The organism is Pseudomonas sp. GCM10022186 (assembly GCF_042656385.1).
Taxonomy (GTDB): Bacteria; Pseudomonadota; Gammaproteobacteria; order Pseudomonadales; family Pseudomonadaceae; genus Metapseudomonas.
In genome coordinates this window covers 88,839-110,561 of record NZ_JBHSOU010000007.1, presented here as the reverse complement: position 1 = coordinate 110,561, position 21,723 = coordinate 88,839, and the positions used below count along the sequence as shown (strand labels likewise).

Sequence of the window (21,723 nt, the reverse complement as noted above, 5' to 3'; positions counted from 1 at the left end):
GAATTCGCCCCTACATAAAAGCCGTCCGAGCTCCGGACTGAACCATGGGTGTGATTTCAATCGCGAATGAATTCGCTCCCACCCAAAATGCTTCCTGGAAATACAAAGGCCACCCGAAGGTGGCCTTTGTGCTTTGCAGCGCCGGGTCAGGCAGCCTGGCTGGTGGCCTGGGTCGGGCTGGTCGGTTTCCAACTGGAAGCGGAGGCTTCCTCGGCCATGGTTTCCATCGCCTGCTGGATGGCGCGCTTGCGACGTTCCTCGGCCTGGCGGGTGAAGAACCAGGCGAAGAAGGTGAACAGCGACACGGTCAGCAGGATCAGGCTGGCCACCGCGTTGATCTCCGGTTTCACGCCCAGGCGCACGGCGGAGAAGACCTCCATCGGCAGGGTAGTGGAACCGGGGCCGGACACGAAGCTGGCCAGAACCAGGTCGTCCAGGGACAGGGCGAAGGACATCATGCCGCCCGCCGCCAGGGACGGCGCGATCATCGGGATGGTGATCAGGATGAACACCTTCCACGGCCGCGCGCCCAGGTCCATGGCTGCCTCTTCGATGGACAGGTCCAGCTCGCGCAGGCGTGCCGACACCACGATGGCCACATAGGCCGAGCAGAAGGTGGTGTGGGCGATCCAGATGGTGACGATGCCACGCTCCTGGGGCCAGCCGATCAGTTGCGCCATGGCCACGAAGAGCAGCAGCAGCGACAGGCCGGTGATCACCTCGGGCATCACCAGCGGCGCGGTGACCATGCCGCCGAACAGGGTGCGGCCACGGAAACGCGGGATGCGGGTCAGCACGAAGGCGGCCAGGGTACCCAGGGCCACGGCGGCGACCGCGGTGTAGAGGGCGATCTCCAGGGAACGACCCACCGAGTTCATCAGCTGGGTGTTGTCCAGCAGGCCCACGTACCACTTCACCGACCAGCCGCCCCAGACGGTCACCAGCTTGGAGGCGTTGAAGGAGTAGATGACCAGGATGACCATCGGCAGGTAGATGAACAGCAGGCCCGCCCACAGCATCACGGAAGAGAAACTGAAGCGCTTCATACCTTGCCCTCCAGTTCTTTCGCCTGGTTCTTGTTAAAGAGAATGATTGGCACGATCAGGATCGCCAGCATCACCACCGCCAGGGCGGATGCCACCGGCCAGTCGCGGTTGTTGAAGAATTCCTGCCAGAGCACCTTGCCGATCATCAGGGTCTCGGGGCCGCCGAGCAGCTCCGGGATCACGAACTCGCCCACCACCGGGATGAACACCAGCATGGAGCCGGCGATGATGCCGTTCTTCGACAGCGGCACGGTGATTTTCCAGAAGCTGTTGAAGGTGCTCGAACCGAGGTCCGAGGCAGCCTCCAGCAGGCTCGGGTCATGCTTCACCAGGTTGGCGTACAGCGGCAGCACCATGAACGGCAGGTACGAATAGACGACGCCTATGTACACCGCGAGGTTGGTGTTGAGGATCTGCAGCGGCTCGTCGATCAGCCCCAGGCCCATGAGGAAGCTGTTGAGCAGGCCGTTGTTGCTGAGGATCCCCATCCAGGCGTAGACGCGGATCAGGATCGCGGTCCAGGTCGGCATCATGATCAGCAGCAGCAGCACGGTCTGGGCTTCCTTGCTGGCACGGGCGATGGCATAGGCCATCGGGTAGCCGATCAGCAGGCAGAGCAGGGTGCTGAGCAGGGCGACCTTCAGCGAGCCCAGATAGGCGGCCAGGTACAGCTCGTCTTCGCTGAGCATCAGGTAGTTGCCCAGGTTGAGCACGACCTGTAGCTGGCTTTCCGCCCAGGTGTAGATCTCCGTGTAGGGCGGGATCGCCACGTCGGCTTCGGCGAAGCTGATCTTCAGCACGATGGCGAAGGGCAGCAGGAAGAACAGGAACAGCCAGAAGAACGGAACCCCGATGACGAGGTGCCGGCCGGTCGGCAGCAGGTTTTTCAGTTGGGGAATTTTCATGACCGCAGTACCACGCCGCTGTCGTCTTCCCACCACACGAACACTTCGTCATCCCAGGTCGGACGGGCGCCGCGGCGCTCGGCGTTGGCGACGAAGGACTGCACGACGGTGCCGTTGGGCAGCTTGACGTAGAAGACCGAATGACCACCCAGGTAGGCGATGTCGTGGACCCGGCCGCGCGACCAGTTGTACTCGCAGGTCGGCTGCTCGGTGGTCACCAGCAGCTTCTCCGGGCGCAGGGCGTAGGTGATGCGCTTGTCCTGCACCGAGGTGGTCACGCCGTGACCGACATAGATCGGGCGCTCCAGCTGCGGGCAGGCGATCAGCGCATGGGCCTCGGCGTCTTCCACCACTTCGCCGTCGAAGAGGTTGACGTTGCCGATGAACTCGCACACCAGGCGGCTGATGGGGGTCTCGTAGATGTCCACCGGGCTGCCGATCTGCTCGATGCAACCCAGGTGCATGATGGCGATGCGCTGGGCCATGGTCATGGCCTCTTCCTGGTCGTGGGTCACCATCACGCAGGTCACGCCCACGCGCTCGATGATCTCCACCAGCTCCAGCTGCATCTGCGAGCGCAGCTTCTTGTCCAGGGCACCCATGGGTTCGTCGAGCAGCAGCAGCTTCGGACGCTTGGCCAGCGAGCGGGCCAGGGCCACGCGCTGGCGCTGGCCGCCGGACAGCTGGTGCGGCTTGCGCTTGGCGAACTGGGTCATCTGCACGAGCTTGAGCATCTCGTTGACGCGCGCGTCGATCTCGGCGGCCGGCAGCTTGTCCTGTTTAAGTCCGAAGGCGATGTTCTGCGCAACAGTCATATGCGGGAAGAGCGCATAGGACTGGAACATCATGTTGATCGGGCGCTCGTAGGGCGGCATGTCGGTGATGTCGACGCCGTCGAGCATGATGCGCCCTTCGGTAGGCCGCTCGAAGCCCGCGAGCATACGCAACAGAGTTGATTTACCCGAACCGGAACCGCCGAGCAGGGCGAAGATCTCGCCCTTCTTGATGTCCAGGGACACGCTGTCCACAGCCACCGTCTCGTCGAACTTCTTGGTCACCCGGTCGATCTTGACCAGCACCTCTTTGGGTTGCTGGCTGCCCTCGAGGGCTTTCTTGTAGGCACCGGAGGCTATTGCCATTACCACACTCCCAGAATTTGCTACCCGACCACCGCGGCCGGGCGCGTTTATACAGCATGGGCGCGAGCCAGGCTTCCTGCCCGTCACCGCCAGGTTGTTCCCGGTGCGCGCCACACTATGGGCGCCACCGGCCTTGCATCATTTGCCCGACTTGACCTTGGTCCAGCTGCGGGTCATCAGCCGCTGGACTTTCGGCGGCAGCTCCGCCGACACATAGAGCTTGTCCAGCACCGCTTGTGGCGGGTAGACGGACTCGTCGGTGCGTACTTCCTGATCCATTAGCTCCCCGGCCTTGAGGTTGGGGTTCGCATAGCCGACATAATCGCTGACCTTGGCGATCACCTCGGGCTTGAGCAGATAGTTGATGAAGGCGTGGGCTTCCCTGGGGTTCGCGGCGTCGGCCGGGATGGCCAGCATGTCGAACCAGAGGTTGCCGCCCTCTTTCGGGATCGAGTAGGTGATCTCGATGCCCTTGCCGGCTTCCTCGGCACGGGCCGCGGCCTGGAAGATGTCGCCGGAGAAACCGGCGGCGACGCAGATGTCGCCATTGGCCAGGTCGCCGATGTACTTGGACGAGTGGAAATAGGTGACGTAGGGACGTACCGCCATCAGCTTCTCCTCGGCCTTCTTGTAGTCGTCCGGGTTGGTGCTGTTGGGGTCCAGGCCCATGTAATTGAGCACGGCGGGGATCATCTCGTCCGCCGAGTCGAGGAAGGCCACGCCGCACTGGCTGAGCTTCTTGATGTTCTCGGGCTCGAAGAGCACCGCCCAGGAGTCGATGCTGTCGACGCCGAGCACGGCCTTGACCTTCTCGACGTTGTAGCCGATGCCGTTGGTGCCCCACAGGTAGGGGACGGCGTACTGGTTGCCCGCGTCGTTGCGCTCGAGCTGCTTGAGCAGGTTGGGGTCCAGGTTCTGCCAGTTGGGCAGCTGGCTGCGGTCGAGTTTCTGGAACGCGCCCGCCTTTATCTGTTTGCCGAGGAAGTGGTTGGACGGCACGACGACGTCGTAGCCGGTACGGCCTGCCAGCAACTTGCCTTCCAGGGTCTCGTTGGAATCGAAGACGTCATACACCGGCTTGATGCCGGTTTCCTTCTGGAAATCCGCCAGAGTGGTCTCGCCGATGTAGTCCGACCAGTTGTAGATATGCACCGTCTGATCCGCCTGGGCCTGGGAAACCAGGGTCAGTGCGGCTGCGGCAGTGATCATCATCTTGCGGATGTGGAAGTGCACGGAATCGTCCTCTCGTTGTGTCCGGCAGTGCCGGAAGAAACCCAGGTCTGTCCCGCAACCCGGACATTTGAACGGGCGGTCCTTCGCCGCGGGGTCCAGGCACCGGCGGGCAAGTGCCCACCGGGCCTGACAGTCGTGCTTACTTGCCCGACTTGATGGTGGTCCAGCTACGGGTCATGGCGCGCTGCACCTTGGGCGGCAGGTCCGGGAAGGCGTAGAGCTTGGCCATGGTCTCCGCGCTCGGGTAGATGCCCGGATCCTTGCGGATCGCCTCGTCGACCAGTTCGGTAGCAGCGGCGTTGCCGTTGGGGAACTGCACCTCGTTGGTGATCTCGGCCATGATTTCCGGCTTCATCAGGAAGTTCATGAAGGCGTAGGCACCTGCGGGGTTCGCGGCGTCCGCCGGAATGGCGACCATGTCGAAGAAGGTACCGGCGCCTTCCTTCGGAATGTTGTAGGCCACGTTCACGCCGCCCTTGGCCTCTTCGGCGCGGGACTTGGCCTGGTAGACGTCACCCGAGTAGCCGACTGCCACGCAGAGGTTGCCGTTGGCGAGGTCCGAGATGTACTTGGAGGAGTGGAAGTAGGTGATGTGCGGACGGATCTTCAGGAACAGCGCTTCGGCCTCCTTCAGCTCCTTGGGATCCTGGCTGACCGGGCTGTAGCCCAGGTAGTGCAGCGCGATCGGCAGGATCTCGGTCGGCGAGTCGAGGAAGGACACGCCGCAGGCCTTCAGCTTCTCGATGTTCTCCGGCTTGAACAGCAGGTCCCAGGAATCCACCGGGGCGTTCTCGCCCAGCACGGCCTTGACCTTGTCCGGGTTGTAGCCGATGCCGATGGAACCCCACATGTAGGGGAAGGCGTACTGGTTGCCCGGGTCGGAGACTTCGACCGTCTTCAGCAGGTTGGTGTCCAGGTTCTTCCAGTTCGGCAGCTTGGACTTGTCCAGGGGCTGATAGACCTTGGCCTTGATCTGCTTGGCCAGGAAGTTGTTGGACGGCACGACGATGTCGTAGCCGGACTTGCCGGCCAGGAGCTTGGCTTCGAGGGTCTCGTTGGAGTCGAAGACGTCGTAGACGACCTTGATGCCGGTTTCCTTGGTGAACTTCTCGACGGTATCCGGGGCGATGTAGTCCGACCAGTTGTAGACGTGCAGCACCTTGTCATCAGCCTGTGCCATGCCGGCCACAGCGCCCGCCAGGGTGATGGCGAGCAGGGTCTTGCCGAAGGTTTTGATCATGCGGGTAGCTCCATTTTTGTTGAAGTGTCCGAGTGGCGTCGTACCGAATACGTCACCACTCGGTGAGCCTGGCCAACGCACCGGCGAAGTCTGGCAAGGGAGAGGGCCTGCTTACAACAGGCGCCATGGCGAAATGCCGCAAGCGCGCCCTCTTTTTCTCAGCCTTTGACTTCCGCCGCGGTGAGGTCCAGGCATTTGCGTGCCTTGGTCACCAGTTCGTCGACTTCGTCTTTGCTGATCACCAGCGGCGGCGAGATGATCATGGTGTCGCCCACCGCCCGCATGATCAGACCGTTACGGAAGCAGTGCTCGCGGCACAGCATCCCGATACCACCAGCGAAACGCTCGCGGGTCTGCTTGTTCTTGACCAGTTCCAGGGCGGCCACCATGCCGACCCCGCGCGCTTCGCCAACCAGGGGGTGGTCGGCCAGCTCCTGCCAGCGTTGCTGCAAATAAGGTGCCGTTTCAGCCTTCACCTTCTCGACGATCTTCTCTTCGCGCAGGATGCGGATGTTCTCCAGCGCCACTGCCGCCGCCACCGGGTGACCGGAATAGGTGAAGCCGTGGTAGAACTCGCCGCCTTCGTTGAGCACCTCGACGATCTCGTCACGCACGATCACGCCACCCATGGGGATGTAGCCGGAGGTCAGGCCCTTGGCGATCGGCATCAGGTCCGGGGCGTTGCCGTAGTACTGGCTGCCGAACCACTCGCCGGTACGGCCGAAGCCGCAGATCACTTCGTCGGCGATGAAGAGGATGTCGTACTTGGCGAGGATCTCGCGGATCTTCGGCCAGTAGGTTTCCGGCGGGACGACCACGCCGCCCGCGCCCTGGATAGGCTCGGCGATGAAGGCGGCGACCTTGTCCTCGCCCACTTCGAGAATCTTCTTCTCCAGTTGCTCGGCCGCCCAGACGCCGAACTCTGCCGGCGACATATCGCCACCTTCGCCGAACCAGTAGGGCTGGGCGATGTGCTCGATGCCGGGGATCGGCAGGTCACCCTGCTCGTGCAGGGCCTTCATGCCGCCCAGGCTGACACCGGCGACGGTGGAACCGTGGTAGCCGTTCCAGCGGCCGATGATGACTTTTTTCTGCGGCTGCCCCTTGGTCGCCCAGTAGTGGCGGACCATGCGCAGCACGGTGTCGTTGGCTTCCGAGCCGGAACCGGTGAAGAACACGTGGTTCATGCCTTCCGGCGCGATCTCGGCGATCGCCTTGGCCAGTTCCACCGCCGGCGGATGCGCGGTCTGGAAGAACAGGTTGTAGAAGGGCAGTTCACGCATCTGCCGGGTCGCCGCCTGCACCAGTTCCTCGCGGCCGTAACCGACGTTGACGCACCACAGGCCGGCCATGCCGTCGAGGATCTTGTTGCCCTCGCTGTCCCATATGTACACGCCTTCGGCCTTGGTGATGATCCGCGCACCCTTGGCGTTCAGCGCCTTGTAGTCGGTGAACGGCGGCAGGTGATGCTCGCGACCGAGCTTTTGCCATTCAAGGGTCTGGGGGTTGGTCACTTGGCTATTCATTTCCATACCTCAATCAACACACGTCTGGAGGGCCGGCCCCGGGCCGGCCTTCCGTTTACGATCAGACGGAGAGCAGCAGGAACTCGCGTTCCCAGGAGCTGATCACCCGCTTGAAGTTTTCATGCTCGGCGCGCTTGACCGCCACATAGCCGGTCACGAACTTGCCGCCCAGGTATTTCTCGATGTCCCGGCACGACTCCATGCGCTCCAGTGCCGCCTCGAGGGTCAACGGCAGGCGCAGGTTGCGGCGCTCGTAGCCACGCCCCTTGACCGGCGCGCTCGGTTTCACGCCTTCCACCATGCCGATGTAGCCGCACAGCAGGCTGGCGGCGATGGCCAGGTAGGGATTGGCGTCAGCGCCGGCCAGGCGGTTTTCCACGCGGCGGTTCTGCGGACCGGCATCCGGTACGCGCAGGCCCACGGTGCGGTTCTCCTCGCCCCACTCCACGTTCACCGGCGCCGAGGTGTCCGGCAGGAAGCGGCGGAAGGAGTTCACGTTGGGCGCGAACAGCGGCAACACCTCGGGGATGTACTTCTGCAGCCCGCCGATGTGGTTCAGGAACAGCTCGCTCATGGAACCGTCATCGTTGGAGAAGATGTTCTTCCCGGTCTTGATGTCGATCACGCTCTGGTGCAGGTGCATGGCGCTGCCCGGCTCGTCGGTGATCGGCTTGGCCATGAAGGTCGCCGCCACGTTGTGCTTGAGCGCGGCCTCGCGCATGGTGCGCTTGAACACCAGGATCTGGTCGGCGAGGTCCAGGGCGTCGCCGTGACGGAAGTTGATCTCCATCTGCGCCGGACCTTCCTCGTGGATCAGGGTGTCCAGGTCCAGGTCCTGCATCTCGCACCAGTCGTACATGTCCTCGAACAGCGGATCGAACTCGTTCGCCGCATCGATGGAGAAGGACTGGCGCCCGGTTTCCGGGCGGCCCGAACGGCCCAGCGGGGCCTGCAGCGGGAAGTCCGGGTCGTCGCAGCGCTTGGTCAGGTAGAACTCCATCTCCGGCGCGACTATGGGCTTCCAGCCTTTATCTGCGTAAAGCCTGAGCACCTTCTTCAGCAGGTTGCGCGGAGAGAGTTCGATGGGGTTGCCCTGCTTGTCGAAGGTGTCGTGGATCACCATCGCGGTGGGCTCGATGGCCCAGGGCACCGGATAAACGGCGCTCTCGTCCGGACGGCAGAACATGTCGATGTCCGCCGGGTCGAGCAGCTCGTAATAGATGTCGTCTTCGACATAGTCGCCGGTCACGGTCTGCAGCAGCACGCTCTCGGGGAGGCGCATGCCCTTCTCGTCCAGGAACTTGTTGGTCGGCGAGATCTTGCCGCGGGCAATCCCGGTAAGATCGCTGATCATGCATTCAACTTCGGTGATTTTGCGTTCTTTCAGCCAGCCAGTCAGCTGGTCGAGCTTGGTAGTCATAAAGACCTCAGGGTTGAGAGCTTCACTGGGAGTCATCCACAGGTTCGCGTCCTGCGAGGCGGTCGGCCGCGGAAAGTACAGTCCGATCTGCGCGACACGGCAACTTCGCCGGTTTCCTGGAAGAGGGTCTCCCGCTCAGCGTTTCCCCGCCTTCTCCCTGCAAGCCTCACCAAAGGCCTGGAAGATGGCGAGATAGTTCGGGTTGGTCCGCACTTGCCACTCGGGATGCCACTGCACCCCCAGGGCAAAGCTCCTGGCGCCTTCGACCGAAAAGGCCTCGACCAACCCATCGGGCGCCAGAGCCTCTACACGCAGGCCCGGCGCCAGACGTTCAACGCCCTGGCCATGAATGGAGTTGACTTGAATCTCGGACGGCAAGCCGATGCCGTCGAGCACGCCACCCGGCTGCACCCGCAGCGGATGACGGAGAGCGTATTGCACCTCGAGGGGCTGATCGGCCGGCTCGCGGTGGTCCATGTATCCTTCTACTTCATGCACGCGCTGGTGCAGGGTGCCGCCAAAGGCCACGTTCATTTCCTGGAATCCACGGCAGATGCCCAGGACGGGAATCCCGGCGGCGATGGCCGCACGGACCAGAGGCAGGGTGGTGCGATCCCGGGCGGGATCGTGACGGGTGCCCGGCGCGGAAGCGGGGCCTTGATAATGATGGGGCTCCACATTGGAGGGGGAGCCGGTGAAGAGCAGACCGTCCAGGCTGGCCAGGAGGGTCGCTTGATCCATCAGTTCAGCCAGGGCCGGAATCACCAGCGGTACACCGCCGGCTCCGACCGCCACCGCGCGAAGATACTTGTCACCAGCTATATGATAAGTCTGAGGACCGATCTCTCTGGTGCAAGCGGATACGCCGATCAACGGCAGGCGAGACATGGGACACCCGTTGTATTTGTCAGTTATGGGTTGCGATCGAGCTTAGCGTTGTTCATTTTATTACACAATAGGGCTGTAAAAAATTGAACACGCCCCACTGAGCACCGCGGCCGACATGGCTCGGAGAGAGGTTCGGCTGCCCCAGAACGCCCCAAAACTGGCCATCGAGCCCGTTTTTAGGGCAAAATAGGGCTCGCTTGACATCCTGGGGTGATTCAGATTGACTCACACCTTAGATAGAGCGTGATTGATATTTTTAACAAAAAAGGTGTTGCATCATGTCGGTACCCCCGCGTGCCGTTCAGCTTCAAGAAGCGAACGAATTCCTTAAGGAGCATCCTGAGGTCCAGTTCGTCGACCTGTTGATTGCGGATATGAATGGAGTGGTGCGAGGCAAGCGAATCGAACGCGCCAGCCTGACCAAAGTCTACGAGAAAGGCATCAACCTCCCCGCATCGCTCTTCGCCCTCGACATCAACGGCTCCACCGTCGAAAGCACCGGCCTCGGCCTGGACATCGGCGATGCGGACCGCATCTGCTATCCCATCCCCAACACGCTCAGCGACGAACCCTGGCAGAAACGCCCCACGGCTCAGTTGCTGATGACCATGCACGAGCTCGAAGGCGAACCTTTCTTCGCCGACCCGCGCGAGGTCCTGCGCCAGGTGGTGGAGAAATTCGACGAACTCGGCCTGACCATCTGCGCAGCCTTCGAGCTGGAGTTCTACCTGATCGACCAGGAGAACATCAACGGCCGTCCGCAGCCGCCGCGCTCGCCCATCTCCGGCAAGCGCCCGCAATCCACCCAGGTCTACCTGATCGACGACCTGGACGAGTACGCCGACTGCCTGCAGGACATCCTCGAAGGCGCCAAGGTCCAGGGCATCCCGGCCGACGCCATCGTCAAGGAAAGCGCCCCGGCCCAGTTCGAGGTCAACCTGCACCATGTCGAGGACGCCATCCAGGCCTGCGACTATGCGGTCCTGCTCAAGCGCCTGATCAAGAACATCGCCTACGACCATGAGATGGACACCACCTTCATGGCCAAGCCCTACCCGGGCCAGGCGGGCAACGGTCTGCACGTGCACATTTCGCTCATCGACAAGAAGACCGGCAAGAACATCTTCACTTCCGATGATCCCGAGCAGAACGCCGCCCTGCGCCACGCGGTCGGCGGTGTGCTCGAGACCATGCCTGCTTCCATGGCATTCCTCTGCCCGAACGTGAACTCCTACCGCCGCTTCGGCGCGCAGTTCTATGTGCCGAATGCACCGAGCTGGGGCCTGGACAACCGTACCGTCGCCCTGCGCGTGCCCACCGGCAGTGCGGACGCCGTGCGCCTCGAACACCGCGTGGCCGGTGCCGACGCCAACCCCTACCTGATGATGTCGGCGATCCTGGCCGGTATTCATCACGGCCTGACCAACAAGGTCGAACCGGGCGCGCCCATCGAAGGCAACTCCTACGAGCAACTGGAACAGAGCCTGCCGAACAACCTGCGCGATGCCCTGCGCGAGCTGGACGACAACGAAGTGCTGAACAAATACATCAGCCCGGATTACATCGACATCTTCGTCGCCTGCAAGGAAAGCGAGCTGGAGGAGTTCGAGCACTCCATCTCCGACCTCGAGTACAACTGGTACCTGCATACCGTGTAAGCGAGTCCGCAACGCCGGCCCCAGGGCCGGCGTTGTCGTATCTGCACCCTTGGCAACACCGGCGCGGCGGCCCAGCGAGGCCGCCCGTGCCCCGCTGCACCCGGAATAACAACAACCAGAATCCGCATGTTCCACCAGGGAGGACGTCATGCCCCGCTTGCTCGCCCCGCTGTTGCTCGTATTGCTCCCCGCGCTGGCCCAGGCCGAAGACCTGATCCGTGTCTACAACTGGAACGACTACATCGCCCCGCAAGTGCTCGAAGAGTTCCAGGCGGAAACCGGCATCCGGGTCGAGTACCACACCTTCAGCAGCGCCGACGAACTGGACAAGGCCCTGGCCAGCGGCGACCCCATCGACGTCGCGGTGCCATCCCACAACGACCTGCCCCGGCTGATCAAGGGCGGTCGCCTGCAACCCCTGGACTTCTCCCGCCTACCCAACCGCCAGCACCTGGACAAGCAGCTGCTGAGCAAGCTGGCCGCCATGGACCCGAACAACCAGCACGCCGTGCCCTACCTCTGGGGTGCCGTCGGCCTGGCGGTGAATACCCCGCAGGCGGAAAAGGCCTTCGGCGGCCCGCTGCCCCACAGCTGGAGCCTGCTGTTCGACGCCGAGCAGAGCGCGCGCCTCGGCCAGTGCGGCATCAGCCTGCTGGACGCCCCCGATGAAACCCTCGCCGTGCTGCTCAACTACCAGGGCCGCAACCTCGCCCGCAGCGCACCGAGCCGACTCAAGCGCAGCGCCGAGACCCTCGGCGCCCTGCGCCCGAACCTGCGCTATATCGACAGCGAGCGCTACATCGCCGACCTCAACGCCGGCAGGCTCTGCGTCGCCATGGCCTGGGTCGGCGACGCCCTGAACGCCGCCGCGGCCGGCCAGCCGGTGACCTTCATGGTGCCGGACGAGGGCTCGGTGCTGTTCATCGACAACCTGGTGATCCCCGGCAGTGCCCAGCGCCCCGACCTTGCCCACCGCTTCATCGACTACATGCTGCGCCCGGAAGTGGCGGCGAAGGTCACCAGCGCCACCCTCTACCCCAGCGGCAATGCCGACGCCCGCCAGTACCTGGAGGAGTCCCTGCGCAACCAGCCCGGCCTCTACCCGGACCAGGACACCAAGCGGCGCCTGTTCCCGGTCGAACCCGTGCCGGAGAAGCTCGGCGCCACCCGCGACGAGGTCTGGACCGCCTTCCGCGACGGCAAATGACGGCAGGTTGGCACCGAGCCTGTAGGGGCGAATTCATTCGCCAAGCGGGCCGCAGGCCCGCCCCGCTCTCTTGCCCCTGAACCACCGCCTGGATTCCAATAGCGGCTCACCGGAAAGGAGCCCCCCATGCCGCGTCCCGCCACCGCCCGCAAACCACGCGCCAGCAGCCAGCTGCGCATCGCCGGGATCCTCGACGCCGCCCGCGCCCTGCTGGCCGAACAGGGCGTGGCCAATCTGTCGATCTACAGCGTCGCCGAGCGCGCGGAGATGCCGCCCTCCTCCGTCTACCACTTCTTCTCCAGCGTGCCGGCGATCCTCGAGGCGCTGACCGCCGACATCCACGCCGCCTTCCGCGCCTGCCTGCAACAGCCCATCGCCCACGACGGCCTGCGCCACTGGCACGACCTCTCGCGGCTGGTGGAGGAACGCATGCTGTCGATCTATGCCGACGATGCCGCGGCACGCCAGCTGATCCTCGCCCAGCACGGCCTCACCGAAGTCACCCAGGCCGACCGCCAGCACGACATCGAGCTGGGCCGGCTGATGCACGCCCTCTTCGAGCGGCACTTCGAGCTGCCGGTGCTGCCAGCGGATGTGGACGTCTTCGCCCTGGCCATGGAACTGGGCGACCGCGTCTACGCCCGCTCGGTGCAATTGCACGGCGAAATCACCCCGCGCCTGGCCGAGGAAGGCATGCGCGTGTTCGACGCCTACCTCGGCCTCTACCTGCCACCCTACCTGCCGAAGCGGACCACGGCCCTGGCCATCTGAAGCCACAGAAGCCCGATATTTATCTGCAAATAAATCAGGATTCTTCTCCTGATAGAAAAATCACGCTTCAAATACGGATTTTTATCGGATATAAAGCCAGCATCCGCACGGCGGCCCGTATCCCGCCAGCACGGAATGCCCCGATTGCCGATAGATATCCGGTAATCGACCCGAATTCGTCTGACGAGGTGTCCCCATGTCCCGCATCGTTACCGTCGCCGCCACCCAGATGGCCTGCTCCTGGAATCGCGCCGCGAATATCGCCAACGCCGAGAAGCTGGTGCGCCAGGCCGCCGCCAAGGGCGCACAGATCATCCTGATCCAGGAACTCTTCGAGACTCCCTACTTCTGCCAGAAGCCGAACCCCGACTACCTGCAGCTGGCCACCCCGACCGAAACCAACGAAGCCATCGCGCACTTCCAGAACGTCGCCCGCGAGCTCGAGGTGGTGCTGCCCATCAGCTTCTTCGAACAGGCCGGCCGCGCGCGCTTCAACAGCATCGCTATCATCGATGCCGACGGCTCCAACCTCGGCGTCTACCGCAAGAGCCACATCCCGGACGGTCCCGGCTACCACGAGAAGTACTACTTCAACCCGGGCGACACCGGCTTCAAGGTGTGGAACACCCGCTACGCGAAGATCGGCGTGGGCATCTGCTGGGACCAGTGGTTCCCGGAAGCCGCCCGCAGCATGGCGCTGCTGGGTGCCGAGATCCTCTTCTACCCGACCGCCATCGGCAGCGAGCCGCATGACGCCAGCATCACTTCCCGCGACCACTGGCAGCGCGTGCAGCAGGGCCATGCCGGCGCCAACCTGATGCCGCTGGTGGCCTCCAACCGCATCGGCAAGGAAGAGCAGGACGGCTACGACATCACCTTCTACGGTTCGTCCTTCATCGCCGACCAGTTCGGCAAGAAGGTCGAGGAACTGAACGAAACCGAGGAAGGCATCCTGGTGCACAGCTTCGACCTGGACAAGCTGGAACACACCCGCAGCGCCTGGGGTGTGTTCCGCGACCGCCGCCCGAACCTATACTCCCCGATCAAGACCCTGGACGGCTCGCTCGAGTCCTGATGCCCGAATTCAGGGGCCAGCCCGATGGCGATGCACTGTTCGCCAGCGGGTTGGCCCCTGCCCTTTCAGACCGATGGTGGATCGATGAACACTCTCAACAGCCTCCCCCGCGACGACGGCTTCCGCATGCCGGCCGAGTGGGAACCCCATACCCGCACCTGGATGGTCTGGCCGGAGCGCCCGGACAACTGGCGCCTGGGCGGCAAGCCCGCGCAGACCGCCTTCACCGCCGTGGCCAAGGCCATCGCCCGCTTCGAACCGGTGACCGTCTGCGTCTCCGCCGGCCAGTACGAGAACGCCCGCGCGCGCCTCGACGAGCCGAACATCCGCGTGGTGGAAATCTCCAACGACGACGCCTGGGTGCGCGACACCGGCCCGACCTTCGTGGTCGACGACCAGGGCGGAGTGCGCGGCGTGGACTGGACCTTCAACGCCTGGGGCGGCTTCGACGGCGGCCTCTACTTCCCCTGGAACCGCGACGACCAGGTGGCGCGCAAGATCCTCGAGATCGAAGGCTGCAAGCGCTACCGCACCGACGGTTTCGTGCTCGAAGGCGGCTCCATCCATGTCGATGGCGAAGGCACCCTGATCACCACCGAGGAATGCCTGCTGAACAAGAACCGCAACCCGCACCTCTCCCGCGAACAGATCGAGGCGGTGCTGCGCGAGCAACTGGCGGTGGACACCGTGATCTGGCTGCCGGACGGCCTCTACAACGACGAGACCGACGGCCATGTGGACAACTTCTGCTGCTACGTGCGCCCGGGCGAAGTCCTGCTGGCCTGGACCGACGATCCGCACGACCCGAACTTCCCGCGCTGCCAGGCAGCGATGAAGGTGCTGGAGCACGCCCGCGATGCCAAGGGCCGCCACTTGGTGGTGCACAAGATGCCGATCCCCGGCCCGATCTACGCCACCGAGGAAGAATGCGCCGGCGTCGACCTGGTGGAAGGCACCCAGGAGCGCGATCCGTCGATCCGCCTGGCCGGCTCCTACGTGAACTTCCTGATCGTCAACGGCGGCATCGTCGCACCGAAGTTCGACGACGCGAAGGACGCCACCGCGGAAGCCATCCTCAAGCGCGTGTTCCCGCAGCACGAAGTGGTGATGGTGCCGGGCCGCGAGATCCTCCTCGGCGGTGGCAACATCCACTGCATCACCCAGCAGCAGCCGGCGCCGCAAAAGCGCTGAGCGAAAGCCGGATAAAACGACCCCCCGCACTTGCGGGGGTTCGTTTTTTCAGGCCTGTCGGGGCGACACCTTGTAGGGGCGAATTCATTCGCCGAGGGCAGCGCAGCTGCCCCCTGATGCCCTGCTGGGCAGACCTTCGGCCTGCTTGGCGAATGAATTCGCCCCTACAAAAGGCATCGCCTCCACAAGCCCATCACAGCTTGGCGATGGACACCTCGGTGGACTTCACGAAGGCGATCACCTCGGAGCCCACGCCCAGTTCCAGCTCGCGCACGGAGCGGGTGGTAATGACCGAGGTGACGATCCCGGCGGCGGTCTGCACGTCGATCTCGGAGAGCACCGGGCCCTCGATGATTTCCTTGATGGTGCCCTTGAACTGGTTGCGGACGTTGATGGCTTTGATAGTCATGGCGTTGGTTCCTTTGCTCGGGATACAGGGGTTGGTTCAGAGCGCCCAGCGCAATTGCGTGGGCAGAGGGGAAACAGGTTCGGGCTCCGGCGGTGCCGGCGGCAGCGCCAGCACGCGATCCAATACTTCGGCTTCCAGGGCGGCCAGGCGCGCCGAGCCACGGGCCCGGGGTCGCGCCAGCTCCACCGGCAGGTCGAGGCCGATGGCGCCGTCTTCGATCAGGATCACCCGATCGGCCACGGCCACCGCCTCGTTCACGTCATGGGTCACCAGCAGCACGGTGAAGCCATGCTGCTGCCAGAGGCGCTCGATCAGTTGCTGCATCTCGATGCGGGTCAGGGCATCCAGGGCGCCCAGGGGCTCGTCCAGCAGCAGCAGGCGCGGCTGGTGAATCAGTGCACGGGCCAGCGCCACGCGCTGCTTCTGGCCACCGGACAGCGCCGCCGGCCACTCCCGGGCGCGGTCGGCCAGGCCCACCGCTTCCAGGGCGTCCAGGGCACGCGGGCGCCAGTCGCCGGAGAGGCCCAGGCCGACATTGTCGATCACCCGTTTCCAGGGCAGCAGGCGCGCGTCCTGGAACATCAGGCGGGTGTCCTCGCGGGCGTCTTCCAGCGCTGCCGAACCGGCCAGCAGCTCGCCACGGGAGGGCTTGTCCAGGCCCGCCAGCAGGCGCAGCAGGGTGCTCTTGCCGCAACCGCTGCGGCCGACCACGGCGACGAACTGGCCGGCGGGGATCAAGAGGTCGATGCCCTTGAGCACCTCGCGCTCGCCGAAGGACTTGCCGATGCCGCGCAGCGCCAGCGGGATGCCGCGCTTGAGGCGTTGCGGTGTCTGCAGGGCGGCGTTCATGCGGCACCTCCCTTGGCCTGGTAGGCCGGGTGCCAGCGCAGCCAGACACGTTCCAGGCCACGGGCGGCGACGTCGGCCAGCTTGCCGAGCACCGCGTAGAGCAGGATCGCCAGCACCACCACGTCGGTCTGCAGGAACTCGCGGGCGTTCATCGCCAGGTAGCCGATGCCGGAGCTGGCGGAAATGGTCTCGGCGACGATCAGGGTCAGCCACATGAAGCCGAGGGCGAAGCGCACGCCCACCAGGATCGACGGCAGCGCGCCGGGCAGGATCACCTGGCGGAACAGCGAGAAGCCTGACAGGCCGTAGCTGCGCGCCATCTCCACCAGCGCCGGGTCGACGTTGCGGATGCCGTGGTAGGTGTTCAGGTAGATGGGGAACAGGGTGCCGAGGGCGACCAGGAAGATCTTCGCCGACTCGTCGATGCCGAACCACAGGATCACCAGCGGGATCAGCGCCAGGTGCGGCACGTTGCGGATCATCTGCACCGAGCTGTCGAGCAGGCGCTCGCCCCACTTCGACAGGCCGGTGGTGAAGCCCAGCAGCAAACCCAGGCCGCCACCGATGGCGAAGCCGATGCCGGCGCGCCAGCCGCTGATGGCCAGGTGGGTCCAGATCTCGCCGCTGGAGAGCAGGTCCCAGCCCGCCGCCAGCACGGCGCTAGGCGCCGGCAGGATGCGGGTGGAGAGCAGGCCGGTCACCACCGCGCCCTGCCAGATCGCCAGCAGCGCCACGGGCAGGGCCCAGGGCGCCAGGCGCGGGAGTACGGAATTGAGTGTCATCCCCGCGCCCTCAGCTCTGCGACGCCAGCTTGGCTTCGGGCAGTGCCTCGTTGGCCACCATCTCGCCGAAGGGGCTGACGAAGCCCAGGCCGTCGTTGGTGCGCGGGCGCGCCACGTCCAGGTGCGGGAACAGCAGCTCGGCGACGCGGTAGGACTCTTCCAGGTGCGGGTAGCCGGAGAAGATGAAGGTGTCGATGCCCAGATCGGCGTATTCCTTCACCCGCGCCGCCACGGTGGGGCCGTCCCCCACCAGGGCGGTGCCGGCACCGCCACGCACCAGGCCGACGCCGGCCCAGAGGTTGGGGCTGACTTCCAGCTGGTCGCGCTTGCCATTGTGCAGGGCGGCCATGCGCTGCTGGCCCACCGAGTCGAAGCGGGCGAAAGCGGCCTGGGCCTTGGCGATGGTGGCGTCGTCAAGGTTCTCGATCAGCCGGTCGGCGGCGGCCCAGGCCGCTTCGTTGGTTTCCCGCACGATCACGTGCAGGCGGATGCCGAAGCGCACCGAGCGGCCCTGCTTCGCAGCCTTGGCGCGCACCTGCTCGATCTTCTCCTTCACCGCCGCCGGCGGCTCGCCCCAGGTCAGGTACAGCTCCACCTGCTCGGCGGCCAGGTCCTGGGCGGCCTCGGAGGAACCGCCGAAGTACAGCGGCGGGCGCGGCTTCTGCAGCGGCGGGTAGAACAGCTTGGCGCCCTTCACCTGGATGTGCTTGCCGTCGTAGTCGACGGTCTCGCCCTCCAGCACCCGGCGCCAGATACGGGTGAATTCCACCGAGGCCTCGTAGCGCTCTTCGTGGTTCAGGTGCAGGCCATCGGCGGCCAGCTCGTCCGGGTCGCCGCCGGTCACCAGGTTGAACAGGGCGCGGCCGCCGGACAGGCGATCCAGGGTCGCCGCCTGGCGCGCGGCCACGGTCGGCGAAATGATCCCCGGACGCAGGGCGACGAGGAACTTCAGGCGCTGGGTCACCGGGATCAGCGAGGCGGCCACCAGCCAGGAGTCCTCGCAGGAACGCCCGGTGGGGATCAGCACGCCGCCGAAGCCGAGGCGGTCGGCGGCCTGGGCGATCTGTTGCAGGTAGCCGTGGTCGACGGCGCGGGCGCCCTCGGATGTGCCGAGGTAGTGGCCGTCGCCGTGGGTCGGCAGGAACCAGAAGATGTTCAAGCTCATGGAGTGGTCTCCTTAAAGTCCTCCCCTCTCCCGCTTGCGGGAGAGGGGCCGGGGGTGAGGGCGGGAATTACTGCTGCGCGACCTTGGCCGGCGGCGTCCAGATAACGTCCTTGATGCTGAGCGTCTTCGGGATCAGCTTCAGGTCGGTGAAGGTGTCGGCGATCTTCTGCTGCGCGGCCACCACCTCGGCGGTCAGCGGCTGGGCGCCGTAGCCCTGGCGTTTCACCGCGACGGAGGTGATGTCCCTGGGCAGGCCGAGCAGCGGCGCCACCTGTTCGGTGACCTTGTCCGGATCAGCCCTGGAGTCCTCGCCCACGGCACGCACTTCCTCGATCAGGGTGCTGATCACCTGCGGATGCTTCTGGGCGTAGGTGCGGGTAGCCAGGTAGAACTGGTGGTTGTCGACGATGCCTTCGCCGTTGCGCAAGGTGCGGGCTTCCAGCTGCTTCTCGGCGGCGGCCTGGAAGGGGTCCCAGATCACCCAGGCGTCCACGCTGCCCCGCTCGAAGGCGGCGCGGGCGTCGGCCGGCGGCAGGTACACGGGCTGGATATCGCTGTACTTCAGGCCGGCCTCTTCCAGGGCGCGAACCAGCAGGTAGTGCACGTTGGAGCCCTTGTTCAGGGCGACCTTCTTGCCGGCCAGCTCCTTGACCGACTGGATGGACGAACCCTTGGGCACCAGGATCGCCTCGCTCTGCGGCGCCGGCGGCTCATGGGCCACGTAGAGCAGGTCGGCGCCGGCGGCCTGGGCGAACACCGGCGGAGTCTCGCCGGTGACGCCGAAGTCGATGGAGCCGACGTTCAGGCCTTCCAGCAATTGCGGGCCGCCGGGGAATTCGGTCCACTTGACCTCGACGCCCTGTTCGGCCAGGCGCTTCTCCAGCGTGCCCTTGGCCTTGAGCAGCACCAGGGTGCCGTATTTCTGGTAGCCGATCCGCAGGGTCTCGGCCTGTGCCTGGGTGATGGCGCCGAAGGCCAGGGCAGCCGCAAAGAGGGCTGCCAGGCTCCGACGCAAAGTGATGGTGCGCATGGCGCTCTCCTCATGACTTTGCTTGTGATGTCGTTGCCTGCTGGCCCGTTGGCGGGTGAGTAAGGCGGGGTATCTCGGTGCGCGCGGGGCGCCGGATGGGTCAGCGGTTGGGTTGCGGGGTCAGGCGCAGGTAGGGCCGGACCGCCTTGTAGCCACGCGGGAAGCGCTGGCGGATCTCGTCTTCGTCCTTGAGCGAGGGGACGATCACCACGTCGTCGCCGTCCTGCCAGTTGGCCGGGGTGGCGACCTTGTGGTTGTCGGTCAACTGCAGGGAGTCGATCACCCGCAGGATCTCGTTGAAGTTGCGCCCGGTGCTGGCCGGGTAGGTGATGACCAGGCGCACCTTCTTGTTCGGGTCGATGACGAACAGCGAACGCACGGTGAGGGTGTCGTTGGCGTTCGGGTGGATCAGGTCGTAGAGGTCGGAGACCTTGCGGTCGGCGTCGGCGATGATCGGGAAGTTCACCAGGGTGCCCTGGGTGTCGTTGATGTCATCGATCCAGCGGTGATGGGACTCCACCGGGTCCACGGAGAGGGCGATCACCTTCACGCCACGGGCGGCGAACTCGTCCTTCAGCTTGGCGGTGAAGCCCAGCTCGGTGGTGCACACTGGGGTGAAGTCGGCCGGGTGCGAGAACAGCACGCCCCAGTTGCTGCCCAGCCAGTCGTGGAAACGGATGCGGCCTTCGCTGGAGTCCTGTTCGAAGTCGGGGGCGATGTCGCCAAGGCGGATGGTCATGCTGCTGCTCCTGTATCCGGGTCATTCCGTGGGGCTCACTATGCGCAAGGCTTTTGTAAATTAAAAAGAATAAATAACGATTTATTTATTACCTATAGAGCTATTGAATCGCAGACGCGGAAAAGCCGGGAAAGCCTCTGCAACGAGGTTCCCGGCGGTTGCGCGAATTCATGCGCGGGGCATGCAAACCGGGTGGATGTCGCTTTTCACATCCACCAGCGAGGCCAGGCTCGACACCGATGGTGGATCGGTGAAGCGTGATCCACCCTACGATTGTCCTGTGGGAGCGCATTCATTCGCGAAGGGCCGCGCAGCGGCCCCGTAGGTTGGGCCAAGCACCGAGCGGGATCGCGCCTCCCTCACCCCCTCTCCCAGAGGGAGAGGGGAGCAATCCGTGCAAGGCAAAACCTACCCTGTAGGGGCGAATTCATTCGCCAAGCAGGCCGCAGGCCTGCCCACCACCCCTTACAACAGCGTCAGGGTGTAGCTGAGGATCAGGCGGTTCTCGTCCTGGTCGCGCACGGCGTCGCTGCGCAGCGCAGCGTTGCGCCAGGACACGCCCAGCCCTTTCAGCGGCCCGCTCTGCAGCACGTAATCCAGGCGCAAGTCGCGTTCCCACTCGCCCTGGTCGCTGGCCTGGGTCTCGATGTTGTCGCCCTTGAGGTAGGCGGCCTGCGCCCTGAGCCCCGGCACGCCGAGCTTGGCGAAGTCGTAGCCGTACTCGGCCACCCAAGTGCGCTCGCCGGCGCTGAGGAACTTGCCGATCTGGCGGTCGGTGATCAGGTAGGCGGTGGCGCCGTCGCCCTGGTTGAGGAAGGGGAAGGCGCTGTCGCCGGACACCTGCTGGTAGCCCAGGCTGGCCGCGTGACCGCCGAGGCTGTAGGTGAACAGGGCGCTCCAGGTGCGGTTGTCCACCTCGAAGCGGTCCGGGTCGTTGGCGGCCCAGTTGCCCGCGCTGCGGAAGCCTTCGGCCCGCCCGGCGACGCTGCCGTTCTTGCCGTCGGAGTCGCTGTGGAAGTAGCGCAGGTCGGACTTCAGCGCGCCCACCGGCAGCGCCCAGTTGTGGGTCAGGCCGACGAAGTGCTGCTGGTAGAAGTCTTCCAGGTTGCCGTAGTAGTACTGCGCGAGCAGGGTGTCGCTGACCTTGTAGTCGCCGCCGGCGAAGTAGAACTTGTTGACGAACTGGCCGGTGCGGGCGTTGTTCGCGCCGGCGATGGACAGGCCGCGGGCATCGCTGGAGTTGCGCCCCTTGGCGTGTTCCAGCTGGCCGCCGACCAGGGTCAGGCCGGCGATCTCGCTGGAGGTGACCTGCCCGCCCTCGAAGGTCTGCGGCAGCAGGCGGCCGTCGTTGTAGGTCACCACCGGCAGCTTCGGCAGCAGGGTGCCGAGGCGCGCCTCGGTCTTGGAAATGCGCAGCTTGCCGGTCACCCCCAGGCTGCCGAAGTCGTCG

At 64.9% G+C, this 21,723-nt stretch carries 20 protein-coding genes; 5 read left to right on the top strand and 15 right to left on the bottom strand.

What is annotated here, in order from left to right:
- Nucleotides 1–146 precede the first annotated feature (146 nt).
- The 8 genes from ACFPU0_RS04590 to ACFPU0_RS04555 form a co-directional block, all read right to left on the bottom strand.
- Complete coding sequence (locus tag ACFPU0_RS04590) at nucleotides 147–1,046, bottom strand: ABC transporter permease subunit (protein ID WP_377691602.1); 900 nt, start codon at nucleotides 1,044–1,046, stop codon at nucleotides 147–149.
- Entirely contained in the window at nucleotides 1,043–1,924 is an 882-nt protein-coding gene (locus ACFPU0_RS04585) for an ABC transporter permease subunit (RefSeq protein WP_377691810.1), read from the bottom strand. The genes ACFPU0_RS04590 and ACFPU0_RS04585 overlap by 4 nt, the downstream gene beginning before the upstream one ends.
- Nucleotides 1,925–1,947: 23 nt before the next feature.
- Nucleotides 1,948–3,090 carry a polyamine ABC transporter ATP-binding protein gene (gene potA, locus ACFPU0_RS04580; RefSeq protein ID WP_377691601.1) on the bottom strand — a complete coding sequence of 381 codons (1,143 nt, stop codon included), beginning with the start codon at nucleotides 3,088–3,090 and terminating at the stop codon, nucleotides 1,948–1,950.
- 138 nt (nucleotides 3,091–3,228) lie between these two features.
- The gene (locus ACFPU0_RS04575; RefSeq protein WP_377691809.1) at nucleotides 3,229–4,299 is read right to left on the bottom strand and encodes a polyamine ABC transporter substrate-binding protein; all 1,071 of its coding nucleotides are present in this window, start codon (nucleotides 4,297–4,299) and stop codon (nucleotides 3,229–3,231) included.
- 163 nt (nucleotides 4,300–4,462) lie between these two features.
- Nucleotides 4,463–5,563, bottom strand: coding sequence for a polyamine ABC transporter substrate-binding protein (locus ACFPU0_RS04570; protein WP_377691600.1), 1,101 nt, complete (start codon nucleotides 5,561–5,563; stop codon nucleotides 4,463–4,465).
- Between the two features lie 158 nt (nucleotides 5,564–5,721).
- Nucleotides 5,722–7,089, bottom strand: a complete 1,368-nt coding sequence (locus ACFPU0_RS04565) for an aspartate aminotransferase family protein (RefSeq protein WP_377691599.1) — start codon at nucleotides 7,087–7,089, stop codon at nucleotides 5,722–5,724.
- Between the two features lie 61 nt (nucleotides 7,090–7,150).
- Entirely contained in the window at nucleotides 7,151–8,509 is a 1,359-nt protein-coding gene (locus ACFPU0_RS04560) for a glutamine synthetase family protein (RefSeq protein ID WP_377691598.1), read from the bottom strand.
- A gap of 135 nt (nucleotides 8,510–8,644) precedes the next feature.
- Nucleotides 8,645–9,397, bottom strand: a complete 753-nt coding sequence (locus ACFPU0_RS04555; protein WP_377691597.1) for a gamma-glutamyl-gamma-aminobutyrate hydrolase family protein — start codon at nucleotides 9,395–9,397, stop codon at nucleotides 8,645–8,647.
- Between the two features lie 278 nt (nucleotides 9,398–9,675).
- On the opposite strand from ACFPU0_RS04555, the gene ACFPU0_RS04550 reads away from it, so the two are divergent.
- From ACFPU0_RS04550 to aguA, 5 genes are all read left to right on the top strand, one after another.
- Nucleotides 9,676–11,055: a glutamine synthetase family protein gene (locus tag ACFPU0_RS04550; protein ID WP_377691596.1), complete on the top strand. Its 1,380-nt coding sequence runs from the start codon at nucleotides 9,676–9,678 to the stop codon at nucleotides 11,053–11,055.
- 148 nt (nucleotides 11,056–11,203) lie between these two features.
- Nucleotides 11,204–12,262, top strand: coding sequence for a polyamine ABC transporter substrate-binding protein (locus ACFPU0_RS04545; RefSeq protein ID WP_377691595.1), 1,059 nt, complete (start codon nucleotides 11,204–11,206; stop codon nucleotides 12,260–12,262).
- A gap of 126 nt (nucleotides 12,263–12,388) precedes the next feature.
- Nucleotides 12,389–13,033, top strand: coding sequence for a TetR/AcrR family transcriptional regulator (locus ACFPU0_RS04540; protein WP_377691594.1), 645 nt, complete (start codon nucleotides 12,389–12,391; stop codon nucleotides 13,031–13,033).
- Between the two features lie 196 nt (nucleotides 13,034–13,229).
- Nucleotides 13,230–14,108: an N-carbamoylputrescine amidase gene (gene aguB, locus ACFPU0_RS04535; protein ID WP_377691593.1), complete on the top strand. Its 879-nt coding sequence runs from the start codon at nucleotides 13,230–13,232 to the stop codon at nucleotides 14,106–14,108.
- Between the two features lie 84 nt (nucleotides 14,109–14,192).
- The gene (aguA, locus tag ACFPU0_RS04530; RefSeq protein ID WP_377691592.1) at nucleotides 14,193–15,299 is read left to right on the top strand and encodes an agmatine deiminase; all 1,107 of its coding nucleotides are present in this window, start codon (nucleotides 14,193–14,195) and stop codon (nucleotides 15,297–15,299) included.
- A 193-nt stretch (nucleotides 15,300–15,492) separates the two neighbouring features.
- Here aguA and ACFPU0_RS04525 read toward each other — a convergent pair whose 3' ends face one another.
- From ACFPU0_RS04525 to ACFPU0_RS04495, 7 genes are all read right to left on the bottom strand, one after another.
- Nucleotides 15,493–15,708 carry a TOBE domain-containing protein gene (locus tag ACFPU0_RS04525; protein ID WP_342245091.1) on the bottom strand — a complete coding sequence of 72 codons (216 nt, stop codon included), beginning with the start codon at nucleotides 15,706–15,708 and terminating at the stop codon, nucleotides 15,493–15,495.
- A gap of 36 nt (nucleotides 15,709–15,744) precedes the next feature.
- Nucleotides 15,745–16,557 (bottom strand): aliphatic sulfonates ABC transporter ATP-binding protein, encoded by an 813-nt coding sequence (gene ssuB, locus ACFPU0_RS04520; protein WP_377691591.1) that lies wholly within the window; start codon nucleotides 16,555–16,557, stop codon nucleotides 15,745–15,747.
- Complete coding sequence (gene ssuC / locus ACFPU0_RS04515) at nucleotides 16,554–17,339, bottom strand: aliphatic sulfonate ABC transporter permease SsuC (protein ID WP_377691590.1); 786 nt, start codon at nucleotides 17,337–17,339, stop codon at nucleotides 16,554–16,556. The genes ssuB and ssuC overlap by 4 nt, the downstream gene beginning before the upstream one ends.
- Before the next feature lie 10 nt (nucleotides 17,340–17,349).
- Nucleotides 17,350–18,504, bottom strand: a complete 1,155-nt coding sequence (gene ssuD / locus ACFPU0_RS04510) for an FMNH2-dependent alkanesulfonate monooxygenase (RefSeq protein WP_377691589.1) — start codon at nucleotides 18,502–18,504, stop codon at nucleotides 17,350–17,352.
- A gap of 67 nt (nucleotides 18,505–18,571) precedes the next feature.
- Nucleotides 18,572–19,534 (bottom strand): sulfonate ABC transporter substrate-binding protein, encoded by a 963-nt coding sequence (locus ACFPU0_RS04505; protein WP_377691588.1) that lies wholly within the window; start codon nucleotides 19,532–19,534, stop codon nucleotides 18,572–18,574.
- Between the two features lie 100 nt (nucleotides 19,535–19,634).
- On the bottom strand, nucleotides 19,635–20,273 hold the full coding sequence (locus ACFPU0_RS04500) for a peroxiredoxin (protein ID WP_377691587.1): 639 nt from the start codon (nucleotides 20,271–20,273) through the stop codon (nucleotides 19,635–19,637).
- 465 nt (nucleotides 20,274–20,738) lie between these two features.
- On the bottom strand, nucleotides 20,739–21,723 hold a 985-nt coding region (locus tag ACFPU0_RS04495), incomplete at its 5' end, for an OprD family outer membrane porin (RefSeq protein ID WP_377691586.1).

What these genes read in the sequence shown, in the direction of transcription:
- ACFPU0_RS04525 (WP_342245091.1), bottom strand. Translation starts at nt 15,708, where the DNA reads ATGACTATCAAAGCCATCAACGTCCGCAACCAGTTCAAGGGCACCATC.
- ssuD (WP_377691589.1), bottom strand. Translation starts at nt 18,504, where the DNA reads ATGAGCTTGAACATCTTCTGGTTCCTGCCGACCCACGGCGACGGCCAC.
- ACFPU0_RS04575 (WP_377691809.1), bottom strand. Translation starts at nt 4,299, where the DNA reads ATGATCACTGCCGCAGCCGCACTGACCCTGGTTTCCCAGGCCCAGGCG.
- ssuC (WP_377691590.1), bottom strand. Translation starts at nt 17,339, where the DNA reads ATGACACTCAATTCCGTACTCCCGCGCCTGGCGCCCTGGGCCCTGCCC.
- ACFPU0_RS04590 (WP_377691602.1), bottom strand. Translation starts at nt 1,046, where the DNA reads ATGAAGCGCTTCAGTTTCTCTTCCGTGATGCTGTGGGCGGGCCTGCTG.
- ACFPU0_RS04560 (WP_377691598.1), bottom strand. Translation starts at nt 8,509, where the DNA reads ATGACTACCAAGCTCGACCAGCTGACTGGCTGGCTGAAAGAACGCAAA.
- ACFPU0_RS04545 (WP_377691595.1), top strand. Translation starts at nt 11,204, where the DNA reads ATGCCCCGCTTGCTCGCCCCGCTGTTGCTCGTATTGCTCCCCGCGCTG.
- aguB (WP_377691593.1), top strand. Translation starts at nt 13,230, where the DNA reads ATGTCCCGCATCGTTACCGTCGCCGCCACCCAGATGGCCTGCTCCTGG.
- potA (WP_377691601.1), bottom strand. Translation starts at nt 3,090, where the DNA reads ATGGCAATAGCCTCCGGTGCCTACAAGAAAGCCCTCGAGGGCAGCCAG.
- ssuB (WP_377691591.1), bottom strand. Translation starts at nt 16,557, where the DNA reads ATGAACGCCGCCCTGCAGACACCGCAACGCCTCAAGCGCGGCATCCCG.
- ACFPU0_RS04570 (WP_377691600.1), bottom strand. Translation starts at nt 5,563, where the DNA reads ATGATCAAAACCTTCGGCAAGACCCTGCTCGCCATCACCCTGGCGGGC.
- ACFPU0_RS04565 (WP_377691599.1), bottom strand. Translation starts at nt 7,089, where the DNA reads ATGAATAGCCAAGTGACCAACCCCCAGACCCTTGAATGGCAAAAGCTC.
- aguA (WP_377691592.1), top strand. Translation starts at nt 14,193, where the DNA reads ATGAACACTCTCAACAGCCTCCCCCGCGACGACGGCTTCCGCATGCCG.
- ACFPU0_RS04540 (WP_377691594.1), top strand. Translation starts at nt 12,389, where the DNA reads ATGCCGCGTCCCGCCACCGCCCGCAAACCACGCGCCAGCAGCCAGCTG.
- ACFPU0_RS04500 (WP_377691587.1), bottom strand. Translation starts at nt 20,273, where the DNA reads ATGACCATCCGCCTTGGCGACATCGCCCCCGACTTCGAACAGGACTCC.
- ACFPU0_RS04505 (WP_377691588.1), bottom strand. Translation starts at nt 19,534, where the DNA reads ATGCGCACCATCACTTTGCGTCGGAGCCTGGCAGCCCTCTTTGCGGCT.
- ACFPU0_RS04555 (WP_377691597.1), bottom strand. Translation starts at nt 9,397, where the DNA reads ATGTCTCGCCTGCCGTTGATCGGCGTATCCGCTTGCACCAGAGAGATC.
- ACFPU0_RS04550 (WP_377691596.1), top strand. Translation starts at nt 9,676, where the DNA reads ATGTCGGTACCCCCGCGTGCCGTTCAGCTTCAAGAAGCGAACGAATTC.